The sequence below is a fragment of the Parabacteroides sp. APC149_11_2_Y6 genome, from assembly GCF_054506995.1.
Genome location: NZ_CP173709.1, coordinates 2,806,915 through 2,819,779, shown reverse-complemented (window position 1 = coordinate 2,819,779; position 12,865 = coordinate 2,806,915). Strand labels below are relative to the sequence as shown.

Sequence of the window (12,865 nt, the reverse complement as noted above, 5' to 3'; positions counted from 1 at the left end):
ATGAAAAATTAATAGAAATAATAAAAAAGAACGATAAGATGAAAATCCCTTTTTCTCCTCCATATATCAATAGCAATGTTGTTGATGAAGTGGTAGATTCGTTGAAATCCGGTTGGATTACGACCGGTCCTAAAGTGAAAGCATTAGAAGATGAAATAAAAAAAATCTCTTGTGCGAATCGGGTGTTGTGTGTAAATTCCTGGACATCCGGGGCTATCATGATGCTTCGTTGGTTGGGAGTGACTGAAGAAGATGAAGTAATTGTACCGGCTTATACCTATTGTGCGACAGCATTGGCTGTTCTCCATGCCGGGGCAAAACCTGTAATGGTGGATACGGGAAAGGATTTTAATATCTCGGTAGATGCCATACGTAGAGCCATAACACCTCGTACAAAAGCAATTATTCCTGTGGATATTGCAGGATACCCTTGTGATTATGATGCTATTATGGCATTGGTCCAGGATAAAAACATGAAAAGTTTGTTTCGACCGGGGTCGGATGTACAGCAAAAATTGGGACGTATATTGGTTATAAATGATGCAGCTCATTCTTTGGGTGCACGTTATAGCCGCCGGAAGAATACTGGCAGTGAGACGGATGTGGCCGTATTTTCTCTGCATGCTGTCAAAAATGTAACGACAGCGGAAGGGGGAGCAATCTGTTTAAACCTTCCGGAGCCGTTTGATAATGCGACTTTATATGCGGAATTACGCCAAATGTCATTGAATTGCCAGACCAAGGATGCTTTTTCAAAAAGCAAGGCGGGAGGATGGCGGTATGATATTACCGGTCTTGGAATGAAGTGTAATATGGCAGATGTGAATGCAGCTATCGGATTGGCCGAGATCCGTGAATATCCGGCATTGTTAAAAGAGCGGAAACGTGTATTCAATTCATATAATGAAGCTTTCTCAAAATATGATTGGGCAATATTACCCCCTGCGATTGTAGGAGAAAAGGAAAGTTCCTATCATATTTATGCACTTCGTATTGATGGTTTTAACGAAGAGAGACGAGATGCGATGATAAATGAAATTGCAAAAAGCGAGGTTGCTGTCAATGTACATTTCATCCCGATGCCCATGTTGACATTCTTTAAGGACAAAGGATATGATATGGTTCATTATCCACAGGCTTACCGCAATTATGAACATGAGATTTCTTTGCCCGTTTATCCTCAATTAGATGATGAGAAGGTACGGTTTGTTATCGATACGGTTATCGATGCTTATTATAAAGTTGCCGGTAAATGAGACGTTTTTTAGATATTCTTTTATCATTTTTGGGCATCCTTTTTCTATTGCCTGTTTTTCTGGTTATTTATCTTTTTATCTGTATTGAAAGTAAAGGAGGAGGTTTTTATTCTCAAGTACGCGTGGGTAAAAATAATAAGGATTTCGAGTTATACAAGTTTCGTTCGATGAAGGCGGGTTCGGACAAGAAAGGACTTATTACAGTTGGAGGAAGGGACCCGCGTATCACTCGTACCGGTTATTTTATACGTAAATATAAACTTGATGAATTACCCCAGTTATTTAATGTTTTGATAGGCGATATGAGTGTAGTGGGACCTCGTCCGGAAGTCCGGAAATATGTCGATTTATATACCGATGAGCAAAGAAAAGTATTATCAGTTCGTCCAGGGATTACGGACTATGCATCAATCGAATATATGGATGAGAATACGATTTTGGGAAAAGCATCGGATCCGGATAAAGTTTATATTGAAGAAATTATGCCGGACAAGATTCGGTATAATATGAAATATATAAATAATCAATCTGTTATGGAATATTTAAAAATTATATTTCTGACATTTATACATATATTGAGGTAGTGCGTGGTAAGGCCGTTTTATGATTGATATCGTTGAATGATACTGTTTATGGGATGTAGGATTGTAATGCAATTTTGATGATTCGTAGAGATTAAAGAAGGGAAGGATGTATCCTTCTAAACCGATACATGCCTGTCCCTTTCTTGAAAAAAATCACCCTTCTATAAACCATTTATAAACACATCCCATTCCTCCAAGCAACATCAAGCTATATCCCGAAATGCCTAACCAATCCGCTTGCAGGTGGTTGTTGTGTCCGTTATTGTGGGGGGTGGATGCTTGTTCTTGGGAGATACCAAAGACAGTATCGCGCCTATGCAGCTTACCGCTACTTCCATCTCCCGTATCAGGGTAGAGAGAAGGGCAAGCAGGAGCAGGCTGTAGGTCAGGACTTGGAGACGGAGTGGTTGGATAGGGAGACGGGCAGGGACAGCCATCGGTAGCCGTTCCCGGCTTGCGCGGGAAGATAACCCGGGCAAGGACAGTAAGTAAATGTAGAATTGTTTCAAGGACTTTCATATTAGAAGATTAAATAAAGATGAATAAATTCGGGAAATAATATAATAGTTGACAATTGACAGTTGACAACTGACAGTTGGGCTTCGCGTTCGGTGTACAAATCGGCTGAAGGCCGAACTAACTGTCAACTGTCACTTGTCAACTGTCAACTTTTCTGAATTTCCTGAACCCTTGCGGTTCAGGAAATTCAGAACTCACCTCTGCATGGTTGGATTTTGAAGTCGGGCATTCGCCCTGCCATATGGAAGGGCCGATGAAAGCCATGCGGAACCGTCTTGTATTCCCGATACGCGATGAAGAGGGGAGGCTGGTAGGCTTTGCCGCCCGGCGTTTGTCGGACGGCAATCCGGATATACCCAAGTATATCAATTCGGCGTCGAGCGACCTGTTCCATAAAAGCGAATTGCTCTACGGCCTTTACCGGGCGAAGGAGGCTATCCGCCGTGAAGGTAGTGTCTTTGTGGTGGAGGGCTATAAGGATGTGTTGGCGATGCATGCGGCTGGCTTTACCCATACGGTGGCACTTTGCGGTACGGCGCTTTGTCCGGGACATATAGCCCTGCTTCGGAAATATACCTCGTCCGTCTATTTGATGCTGGATGGCGATAAGGCGGGCAGGAAGGCTGCGGAGAAGGTCTCCGCTATGCTGTTGGAAGCTGGTCTGGAAGTGTTTTGCATGCATTTGCCGGAAGGAGAAGACCCGGATTCGCTGTTCCGCCGTTTGGGAAAGGAGGCGTTTGTCTCTTTTATCCGGAAAGCGGTGGAGGAAACGGCGCCTTCGGAAGAACAGGTTTTGCTGCAAAGGTTACGCAAGGGCGTCCGCCTGTTGGCTGTGGCTACCGAGCCGGCAAAGCGGAAGCGTTTGCTGGAGACGATGCATCTTTGTTTGTCCGGCCTTGCCGGCTTGTCACGTGATGCCGGCCGTCCGGCAACCATGGATTGGAGGTGGGTATGAACCGTTGGTTTGACGAAGAACAGAAATGGAAAAGCCGCTGCCTCTCTTTCCGGCGGCTGGGGATGATGTATAGCCCTGACGTGACTCCCGCAGTGGCTTCCCGGCGGCTGAAACGGTGGATATTGACGAACCCGGAGTTGCCTGCCTTGTTGGCTGCAACCGGCTGGACACCTTCCCAACGGATATTGAATCCCCGGCAGGTGTCCTGTATCGTGGAGGTGCTGGAAACGCCTTGATATGTTGAAACAAATCAATCAAAAATAAAAACGATGAAGTATTTAAAATTGACGCTGGCGTGTGCGGCGGTGGTCTTTACCGCCTGCTCATCGCCCAGGAAAGTATTGTACTTTCAGGATGTGGCGCCTCAGAGTGCGCAGGAAATCGCTCAGAAGTACGAAGCGGTAATCCATACGGACGACCAACTTGCTATCATGGTGAACTGTAAAGACCCGGAGTTGGCGATGCCGTTTAATATGCCGATGGTAACGTATCAGGCGGGGACAAGCGGGACGTCTTACGGTCAGCAACGGATCTTGGGGTATCTGGTGGATGCGAACGGGAATATCGACTTCCCTGTGCTCGGACGTATCCATGTGGATGGGTTGACCCGTTTGCAATTGACGGACTTAATCCGCAAACGGCTGATGGACGAGGATTTGATAAAAGACCCGATAGTGACGGTACAGTTCCTGAACTTCAAAATCTCAGTCATGGGTGAAGTCGTGCGTCCGGGCAGTTTCAATATCACGGGCGACCGTATCACGCTGCTCGAAGCGCTCAGCATGGCAGGCGACCTTACCATCTATGGGAAGCGCGACCGAGTGGCGGTAATCCGTGAGAAGGACGGCGTACGTTCGATCCGTTACCATGACCTCCGCTCGTCCGATCTCTTTCTCTCGCCGGACTATTATCTGCAACAAAACGACATTGTGTATGTCGAACCCAACAAGGCGCGTGTGGGACAGAGCGAAATCAACCAGAACAACTCGGTGGGCACATGGCTGTCGGCGGTATCGGTACTGGCATCGGTAATTTCTCTGGTGGTCACGGTCACGAAATAGACGCGAATAATTATTGACGCGGATGACGCGGAAAACGCGGATTAAATACAGGATAAAAAATGTGTGGATAAAGAATCTTATTTTCTTAAATCCGCGTTTTCTGCGTCATCCGCGTCAATAACTTAGTGTCTGATATCCGTGTCTAATAACAACTTCGCGTCAGCAAATAAAAACAAACTTACAAAAGAAATAGCGAATGGAATTGAATCAGGAATTTCAGAATATACAGCAGCAGGAGGAAGAAGAGGGTTTGAACCTGGGTGATATGGTGCGTATTGTCCGTGCGAACTGGCATTGGTTTGCCTTGTCGGTAGCGGCATGCCTGCTGGTGGCATTTATTTATATCCAGTGGGCGCCTAAGCAGTATGTGCGTACGGCAACGGTACTGATAAAGGACGATAACAAGGGAGCCGGGGCAATGAGCGAGGCTTCTGCTTTCTCCGACCTCGGCATGTTCAGTATGAAGAGCAGCGTGGACAATGAGGTGCTGGTTTTCCAGTCCAAACAATTGATGCAGACTGTTGTGAAACGTTTGAAACTGGATATCGGTTATACGGTGAAACAGGGGTTGAGGACGGTCGAGTTGTATACGCAAAGCCCCGTTTGCTTATCCTTCCCGGATGCGGAACCGAACCAAAAGTTTTCCCTTAAAGTGACTCCTTTGGATGAGCATAAGGTGAATTTGTCTTCTTTTGAGGCGGACTCGGTGGATGTGTCGGACGCTATCCCCGCTATGTTGGGGGATACGGTACAGACGCCGTTCGGCAGGGTGGTGGTGACGCCTACCCTGTACTATACCGGGGCCTATTTCGGTGAAAGCATAGCCGTAAAGAAGTCCGACCGTGACGAGGTGGTACAGCATTTCAGCAAGCTGTTGCAGGTGGCGCTCGCCAGCAAGACGGCAACGATAATCAACCTGAGCTTGCAGGATGTGTCCGTTTCCCGTGCGGAGGATTTAATCAATACGCTGATAGCCGTTTATAATGAGGATGCGGTGAATGACAAGAACCGTATCACGGTAAACACCTCGGAGTTTATCAACGACCGCCTGATAATCATCGAAAAGGAATTAGGGAGCGTGGACTCGGATATCGAAGCCTTCAAACGCGAAAACCGGTTGACCGATATCGTCTCGGAAACCGGCATGTACCTGAAAGAAAGCAGCGATTACAATAAAGAGGGCTTGGGATTGGAGAACCAGTTGACTTTGGCGCGCTATATCCGCAGTTACCTGACCGACCCTACAAAAGAAGGGGAGTTGATACCAGCCAATACCGGCATCTCCGATACGAATGTGGAATCCCAGATAACGGAATACAATACGATGCTGTTGAAGCGCGACCGTCTGGTGGCTGGCAGCAGCAACCGCAACCCGGTGGTGATGGATTTGAACCAGTCGCTTGTAGCGCTCCGGCAGACGATTATCCGCTCGGTGGACAACCTGATTGTCAGCCTCGATATCCAGGACAGGAATGTGAAGGCGCGTGAGGCGCAGACCGCCAAGCGTATTGCAGCGGTACCGGGACAACAGAAACAGGTGCTGACCATCGAACGGCAGCAGAAGATAAAGGAGGAACTGTACCTTTACCTGTTGAACAAACGGGAAGAGAATGCCCTGTCGCAGGCCATCACCGAAAGCAATGCCCGTATAATCGACCCGGCAACGGGAAGCAAGGAACCTGTGGCGCCTAAATCCCTGATGGTGATGCTTGCGGCATTTATATTGGGTTGTATGCTTCCGGCGGGTGTGTTATGGTTGATGAATACGGTAGATACGGCGGTACGTGTGCGTCGTGATGTGGAAGAGAAGGTAACGATTCCGTTCCTCGGAGAGATTCCGGAGAGGGAGCGGAAGAAGAAACTGTTTGGCTGGAAGGGTAAGAACGACAAGGGCGGGGAAGATAAAGGGGCAATCGTGGTTCGTGAGGGCGGTCGCGATTCGGTGTCCGAGGCGTTCCGCATAGTCCGTACCAATATGGATTTTATGCGTGTGAAGGCGAAAGACATGAAGGTGGTGATGTTTACTTCGCTCAATGCCGGTTCGGGCAAAACCTTCGTTTCGATGAACCTTGCCATGAGCTTTGCGCTTGCCAAGAAGAAGGTCGTCCTTGTCGACCTCGATATTCGTAAGGGTACCCTTAGCTCCCGCGTTCACAGCGCGAACGCGGGAATGACCAACTATCTGTCCGGTAAAGTTGAAAAGTCAGATGATATCATCTGTAAAAACGAATTGCATGAGAACCTCGACATCATCCATGCGGGCCCTGTTCCCCCGAATCCTGCCGAGCTATTGCTTAGCGACCGTCTGGATAAACTGGTGGCGGAGCTGAAAGAACGGTATGATTATGTTATCCTGGATAATGTCCCCGGTGGTGTGGTGGCGGATGCGGCGATTGTAAACCGTGTGGCGGAACTCACAATCTATATCATCCGTGCGGGTCTGTTCGACCGTCGGCAGTTGCCTGAGCTGGAACGTCTGTACCGTCAGGAGAAATTCCGTAATCTTTGCCTTATCCTGAATGGTGTCCGCTACAAACGTAGTGGGTACGGGTATGGATATGGGTATGGTTACGGATACGGGTATGGATATGGCAACGAGCATGATAAGAACAATGTGTAAAAAAGCTATTACTGAACGCTGATGACGCAGACTACGCAGATTTACGCAGATTCTTTGTTGAAAAAATATGGTCTGCGTAAATCTGCGCTCCTAATATAGACTTTTGATATATTCATTCAAAAAAATATTTTATGTTCTCCTTGTTTTCACGAAAGCGAAATATCCTCGACACAGACTTGTTGGCAAATAAGACGGATATTCACTGCCACCTTTTACCCGGTGTGGACGATGGTGTCCGTACGGAAGCCGAAGCGGTTGCCTCGTTAAAGGCATTGAATGAAAGCGGTATCGCCCGTTTTGTCTTTACGCCTCATGTGATGGAGGAGATGCCGGATAATACCGCATGTCATCTACGGCAACGTTTTGAGTCGTTTTGCGCCCTTGTTCCTTTAGGAATAGAGGTAAGGCTTGCAGCCGAATATATGCTCGATGGTTGTTTTCGCAATCATTTGGAATCCGGTCCGTTATTGATGGGCGGCGGTCATGTGTTGGTTGAGACTTCTTACCTGTCGGCGCCTCCGGATATGCGGCAGCTTCTTTACGAAGTGGTACTTGCCGGATATACGCCTGTCATCGCCCATCCCGAACGATATGTCTATATGGAAGGCGGAGGGTATGGCAAGTGGAAAGAAGCCGGTTGCAAGTTCCAGTTGAACCTGTTGTCGCTGGGTGGCTATTACGGCAGGTATGCCTATGAGGTATCGCACAAGCTCCTGAAAAAGGGGATGTATGATTATGCAGGAACGGATTTCCATAACCTGAAAAAGCATAGCCGGGGAATGGAACATCTGCAACTTACTGCTTCAGAGCAGAAATTTGTCGGACAGCTATTGGAAAACAATAAAACCTTGTGGTAGTAAAAGATATCCGAAACCTTACCCTTTAGTATTATACAATATTTAAAATTGGTCTGGAACGTTTGGGATGTGATATCTCGAACGTTCCTTTTTAGTTATTTATTTACCACGAAAATATTACTTACAGATACATCCCGATAAGATTTATCTATTGCGTATAGAAATTCCCCGTTCTTCCATACGGTAGGAGTCTTTCTTTTATAATCTTCATCATATTCGTACCCGAGTGTATATATATCGTTACCGGCAATATAGATTGATAACTCATTTACATTTTCCATTTCATACAGGACTTTTCCATTCTTCCAAACATGGGAAGTTTTTTTATCATCCTTAAATGTAGTTCCTGCTGCATATATATCATTTCCGGATACGGCTATAGAACCGACAATAGTAGCTGTTAATTGATACAAGACTTTTTCGTTTTTCCATATTATGGGAGTTGTTTCATTTATGGCTGTATAAATATCGTCATTAGATGCACATATAGAGTAGGCAGAAGCGAATTCTGTTCCGTTTGTCTGATACATAGCATTGCCATTGATCCATACTGTAGCTCTGCTTTTTGAATTTAGAGCTTCAAATCCTGCTGTATAAATATAATTATTATAAAGATAAATAGCATTAGCTTTCGAATATCCAAACGGATTTGCTCTGTACAGAACTTCTCCATTTTTCCATACAATAGCTTTCGATGTTTCCAAACCTTCATATCCTGTGGTATATACATCTGCTCCGGATACATAAATACTTGTGGCTTCAGAGTAAATTTTTCTATCCGTTTGATATAATACCTCTCCGTTTTTCCATACTTTGGCAGTGGATATGATTCCTATATTTTCACGTCCTGCCGCATATACATCGTTGCCGACAACATAGATTGAATTGATATGGTTGTTATCGCCTTTTTTAGTCTGGAATAGAACTTCTCCGTCTTTCCAGATAGTAGCCGTTCCTTCATGGCCCATAAGTTCAGTACTTGCAAAATAGATGGTTCTGTTATCATCCGTTCGATTTTTTCTATCGTCTTCTTTCTGACAGGAAATTAAAGTACTAAGGATAATTGTTAGGGGGATTAAGAATGTTTTCATTGGAGAGGATTTTTAATTGTTGTATTAGATTTTTTGAAAAATAAGGAATGAAAAAGTAGTTAGTTGATTTTAATGTTGTTCATGTAATACTTGGGATTATTGGGTTTGAATATAAATATTATTAGATATGAATTAATGATTGAAAATGTCTGATATGGTTTAAATTGAGAATTATACAAATAAAATAAAATGCACGAAACAATACAAAAAATAAATTGTTTTTTAGAATATATTAATGTATTTGTTGTGTAAGAGAAATATTTAGCAAACGTTAAACAGAGAAACATTTCTCTTTTCATTTGTTATTTGTAGTATGACGTACTAATAACAATAAATTATGAAAAAGAGCTTTGTTTATGTGACCCTGTTGTTGATGGGAGTTTTGACTTCCTGTGGTAAAGAGCATTCCAATGAGATAGATTTAATCGTTCCTTTCTATCAGAATCTGGGTGTAGAGTATGATATGACTGCTAATAAAACCTATGCCGGGGCGAATTTCAATAAGAAAGACAGTGTAGGGGCCAACCTGAAACTTCCTGCCGGTGCGGTATTGATTAACGGGGAAGAACCGTTGTTTGAGAATATTGGAGTTTATTTTTATAAGGCGTCTTTTGACGGGTTGCAAAATGTGACCTTTACTTTTAATCGTTCCAAAGAGCAGGTTTTTGTAAACAAAGTATCGACGAGTGATGCAATACCTATCGATATTCCGATGACGTTTACTGCTATCGATGGGAATGGTACAACGGTGCTGACCTGGGATGGCGATCCGGTTGCCAAAGGCGAATATGTGGCATTGCGTCTTGAATATAAAGGAGGCAATCTTCAACTGTATAACCGGGATGAAGGCGGGCAGTCTATTTCCATCCCTTTCAATAACCAGACAGGGGCAACGGATGCGACGCTGTATCTAAGCCGGGTTACAACTCATCCTTTGCAGCAGAGCAATGGCAGTGCAGGAGGGAAGATTGACGTGTCGTATACGATAAGCAAGAAGGTGGCTATCCAGTAAGTGGATAAGATGTATTCCCCGGACGAAAGGATTGGATATAATACATCATATGGCAACATTATGCAAGGATATATTGTCTAAAGATTATTTATCGGTAATAAATGGATGATTTACTGAATATCCCTATTTGAAAACAGAAATTATAGACTTGTATCGCATCGAAAATTAAGTGTAATAACTAAACTTTTTTTGCACCTTGAAATACAACGGGTGTGAGATTTTAACAGTTGAAAAATTGTTATATGCTAACTATTATAAACATTAAATAGTAGACCTTTTTCATTTACAACTGTTTTCTATATGAAACCATGTACTAACTAATACCAATGTAAGATGAAAAAGAACCTTATCTATTTAGCCGTATTGTTGGTAGGAGCTTTAGCTTCTTGTAGCAATAATTCCAATGAGATAGGTCAGATTGTACCTTTCTATCAGATCCTGGGTGTAGAATATGATGCCACTCATAATGAAACCCATGCCGGGGCAAACTTCAAAAGAAATGATATTGAAGGAACTAACCTGAAATTGTCGTCCGGTGCTGTATTGATAAACGGAATAGAACCGTTATTTGAAACTTCAGGGGTTTATTATTATAAAGAATCTTTTAAAGGCTTACAGGATGTAACTTTTATTTTGTCCCGTTCGCAAGACCGTGTTTTTGTAAATAAGACATCTCTGATTGATGCGACCTTTATCGGTATTCCGGAAACGTTTACTTCGATAGACAAACATGAAACGACAGTATTGGCTTGGGAGGGTGCTCCGATTGCCAAGAATGAATATGTGATAGTCCGCCTTGAATGTAACGGTGAAACTTATAAATTTTATAACCGGAGTGTAGGCGAAAAGTCTATTGCGATAGATATCGACGAGGATATGACTACAAAGGATGCTAAGTTGTATCTGGGCCGTGTATCTTCTAATCCTTTGCAACAAAATGATAATAATGCAGGTGGCAGGATTAATGTGATGTATACGGTAAGTAAGCAGGTTACTATCCGATAAACGTATATTGGGGCATGGATTACATGGTAATTCGTGCCCTTATTTTATTTATATCCGGTAAGGAATTTCTCCTTCTTCCGTAAGGAGCAGTATGGAAAGTTTGCCTTCCGGGAAGAGCGGAGAGCCATGAGCATAACATTTTTGCAAAAGGAGCGGGAAGAAACGGGACTGGTCTGAGGCGGAAAGCGATTGCCAGAGTTCGCGTGCCAGCGTGAGCCGTTCTATTTGTTCAAGAGAGGCGGGAGAGCATCCGGCTTCTGTGGCCAGCTCTTTCAGGAACTCTTTATTCATCACTACTTTTTTACTGTGTGTGTCGAGTGCACCTTTCGCAAGTTTTACGGCTTTGCCTAACATGATGCCCAGGATAAGTTTCGGGAAATGCAGGCTTGCCGCTATCCGGATTGTTTCTCCGATGAAGTTGCCATAATGGACAAACGCCTGTGGCGGAAGGTTGGCAGCTTCGTGCTGTGCGATATAACTTTTCAGGAAACGTTCGCTCTTTGCCCCTGAGTTGATGACCAGGGTTTCGCATCCGATGGCTTTGGCAACTTCCGCTTCTTTACGGATAGAGGCAATAAATGCGTCGTTGGAGAAAGGCCGCACAATACCTGAGGTACCGATGATGGAAATGCCGCCTTTGATACCCAGTTTGGGATTGAAAGTCCGTTTTGCCAGTTCACGTCCTCCGGGTACGGAGATTGTCACGGTGATTTGCCCGTTGAAGTGCGGATGGCTTTGCCTGAGAACAGTTGTCAGTTCGTCGGTTATCAAACGGCGTGGTGTCGTGTTGATTGCCGGACCGCCGATTTCCAGTCCGAGACCGGGAAGGGTAACGGTTCCTACGCCTTCGCCGGCTTTGAAAAGGATGGAGGGCGTATCAACCGTTTCCGTACTTTCCTTAGACGGAGATAGTTCTACTTCTACAATGATTTGACATCCGTTGGTGACGTCCGGGTCGTCTCCCGCATTTTTTATAACCGTACATCTGGCACTGCTTGTTGTCCATTCCGTATGGGCAACAGGTAGGGTGATGATTTGTCCGGAAGGCAGGGTGATGGCACTTTCCGTTTGTTCCTGCTTGCTTAGCAGGGCGTACAGGGCGGCTTTGGAGGCAGCTGTGGCACAAGCACCTGTGGTATATCCGCTGCGTAGCGGAAGGAAACTGGGGAGCAGGCGGTATATCTCTTTCCGGAGGCTTTCCGTATCGCTTACTGTGATAAAGGTATCGGGAAGAGCCGGACGGCAGATTACATAGACAGGGATACCCGCTTGTCGCGCTGCTTCCGTTTTTTCATTGAACAGGCCGCTTTCCCCGCTTTCTTTGGTTAAGATGGCATCGGGATGAAGTTGGTCGAGCAGCTTTTTCTCCTCTTCTCCTTCATGGAAAAAGACAAGACGTTCGGGAGGAAAACCGCTTTTCCCGGCTAAGTCTATCGATTCTTTCCGGTCGAGGATACGGAACCAACAAGGGGTTTGTTGCCAGTAATCACGCAGTTTGGAGATGGTCTTCACTCCGGTAAGCGCCAGCAGGTTTTTGATACCGTCGGCTTGCAGGCGTTGTATGGCTTCATCGTAGCCGGAACACCAGATAAATGCAGTATCCCGTACCGGGTATTGACGTTCGAAACGGATAACGGGCAGGGAAAGACGAGTAGCCACTGCTGCTACGGTAGTATGCAATTGGATGGCAAAAGGGTGGGCGGCATCTATCAGCAGGGAGATTTGATTCTCCCGGCAGAACCGTTCCATTTCTTCTTCCTGCATCGCTCCGGCAAGGCGTATGGCATAGGTGGAACCGATTGCCTGCATCTTGCTTACGGTGGAGTAGAAGTAAGGTTTGTTTGCCTCGTCCGCCACCTGTATGGCTTTTCGCCCTTCGGTTGTTCCTCCCAGTATCAGTATCAT

General features: G+C 45.2%; 12 protein-coding genes. 9 read left to right on the top strand and 3 right to left on the bottom strand.

Annotated features, from left to right (window positions below; genetic code table 11):
- Window positions 1-38 precede the first annotated feature (38 nt).
- Both ACGE0T_RS11755 and ACGE0T_RS11750 read left to right on the top strand, forming a co-directional pair.
- A complete protein-coding gene (locus ACGE0T_RS11755) occupies window positions 39-1,256 on the top strand; it encodes a DegT/DnrJ/EryC1/StrS family aminotransferase (RefSeq protein WP_459186829.1) in 1,218 nt (405 codons plus the stop codon).
- Window positions 1,253-1,840 (top strand): sugar transferase, encoded by a 588-nt coding sequence (locus ACGE0T_RS11750; protein ID WP_459186828.1) that lies wholly within the window; start codon window positions 1,253-1,255, stop codon window positions 1,838-1,840. The genes ACGE0T_RS11755 and ACGE0T_RS11750 overlap by 4 nt, the downstream gene beginning before the upstream one ends.
- A gap of 153 nt (window positions 1,841-1,993) precedes the next feature.
- On the opposite strand, the gene ACGE0T_RS11745 is transcribed toward ACGE0T_RS11750, so the two are convergent.
- Window positions 1,994-2,359, bottom strand: a complete 366-nt coding sequence (locus ACGE0T_RS11745; protein ID WP_459186827.1) for a hypothetical protein — start codon at window positions 2,357-2,359, stop codon at window positions 1,994-1,996.
- 208 nt (window positions 2,360-2,567) lie between these two features.
- On the opposite strand from ACGE0T_RS11745, the gene ACGE0T_RS11740 reads away from it, so the two are divergent.
- From ACGE0T_RS11740 to ACGE0T_RS11720, 5 genes are all read left to right on the top strand, one after another.
- On the top strand, window positions 2,568-3,314 hold the full coding sequence (locus ACGE0T_RS11740; protein ID WP_459186826.1) for a toprim domain-containing protein: 747 nt from the start codon (window positions 2,568-2,570) through the stop codon (window positions 3,312-3,314).
- The gene (locus tag ACGE0T_RS11735; protein ID WP_459186825.1) at window positions 3,311-3,550 is read left to right on the top strand and encodes a DUF4248 domain-containing protein; all 240 of its coding nucleotides are present in this window, start codon (window positions 3,311-3,313) and stop codon (window positions 3,548-3,550) included. Before ACGE0T_RS11740 ends, ACGE0T_RS11735 begins: the two co-directional genes overlap by 4 nt.
- 33 nt (window positions 3,551-3,583) lie before the next feature.
- Window positions 3,584-4,375: a polysaccharide biosynthesis/export family protein gene (locus ACGE0T_RS11730; RefSeq protein ID WP_459186824.1), complete on the top strand. Its 792-nt coding sequence runs from the start codon at window positions 3,584-3,586 to the stop codon at window positions 4,373-4,375.
- Window positions 4,376-4,577: 202 nt separating this feature from the next.
- Complete coding sequence (locus tag ACGE0T_RS11725) at window positions 4,578-6,995, top strand: GumC family protein (RefSeq protein WP_459190459.1); 2,418 nt, start codon at window positions 4,578-4,580, stop codon at window positions 6,993-6,995.
- A 131-nt stretch (window positions 6,996-7,126) separates the two neighbouring features.
- Complete coding sequence (locus ACGE0T_RS11720) at window positions 7,127-7,852, top strand: tyrosine-protein phosphatase (protein ID WP_459186823.1); 726 nt, start codon at window positions 7,127-7,129, stop codon at window positions 7,850-7,852.
- Between the two features lie 95 nt (window positions 7,853-7,947).
- Here ACGE0T_RS11720 and ACGE0T_RS11715 read toward each other — a convergent pair whose 3' ends face one another.
- Window positions 7,948-8,943, bottom strand: coding sequence for a hypothetical protein (locus ACGE0T_RS11715; protein WP_459186822.1), 996 nt, complete (start codon window positions 8,941-8,943; stop codon window positions 7,948-7,950).
- 337 nt (window positions 8,944-9,280) lie between these two features.
- Between ACGE0T_RS11715 and ACGE0T_RS11710 the strand changes: the two genes are divergently transcribed.
- On the top strand, window positions 9,281-9,955 hold the full coding sequence (locus tag ACGE0T_RS11710; RefSeq protein WP_459186821.1) for a hypothetical protein: 675 nt from the start codon (window positions 9,281-9,283) through the stop codon (window positions 9,953-9,955).
- 333 nt (window positions 9,956-10,288) lie between these two features.
- Entirely contained in the window at window positions 10,289-10,960 is a 672-nt protein-coding gene (locus ACGE0T_RS11705) for a hypothetical protein (RefSeq protein ID WP_459186820.1), read from the top strand.
- Between the two features lie 48 nt (window positions 10,961-11,008).
- Here the strand turns inward: ACGE0T_RS11705 and cbiD are convergent, their stop codons facing one another.
- On the bottom strand, window positions 11,009-12,865 hold the full coding sequence (cbiD, locus tag ACGE0T_RS11700) for a cobalt-precorrin-5B (C(1))-methyltransferase CbiD (RefSeq protein WP_459186819.1): 1,857 nt from the start codon (window positions 12,863-12,865) through the stop codon (window positions 11,009-11,011).

Bases quoted from the DNA above. Each gene is read 5' to 3' on its own strand.
- ACGE0T_RS11745 (WP_459186827.1), bottom strand. From the start codon at position 2,359: ATGAAAGTCCTTGAAACAATTCTACATTTACTTACTGTCCTTGCCCGG.
- ACGE0T_RS11715 (WP_459186822.1), bottom strand. From the start codon at position 8,943: ATGAAAACATTCTTAATCCCCCTAACAATTATCCTTAGTACTTTAATT.
- ACGE0T_RS11730 (WP_459186824.1), top strand. From the start codon at position 3,584: ATGAAGTATTTAAAATTGACGCTGGCGTGTGCGGCGGTGGTCTTTACC.
- ACGE0T_RS11710 (WP_459186821.1), top strand. From the start codon at position 9,281: ATGAAAAAGAGCTTTGTTTATGTGACCCTGTTGTTGATGGGAGTTTTG.
- cbiD (WP_459186819.1), bottom strand. From the start codon at position 12,865: ATGATACTGATACTGGGAGGAACAACCGAAGGGCGAAAAGCCATACAG.
- ACGE0T_RS11755 (WP_459186829.1), top strand. From the start codon at position 39: ATGAAAATCCCTTTTTCTCCTCCATATATCAATAGCAATGTTGTTGAT.
- ACGE0T_RS11720 (WP_459186823.1), top strand. From the start codon at position 7,127: ATGTTCTCCTTGTTTTCACGAAAGCGAAATATCCTCGACACAGACTTG.
- ACGE0T_RS11735 (WP_459186825.1), top strand. From the start codon at position 3,311: ATGAACCGTTGGTTTGACGAAGAACAGAAATGGAAAAGCCGCTGCCTC.
- ACGE0T_RS11705 (WP_459186820.1), top strand. From the start codon at position 10,289: ATGAAAAAGAACCTTATCTATTTAGCCGTATTGTTGGTAGGAGCTTTA.
- ACGE0T_RS11750 (WP_459186828.1), top strand. From the start codon at position 1,253: ATGAGACGTTTTTTAGATATTCTTTTATCATTTTTGGGCATCCTTTTT.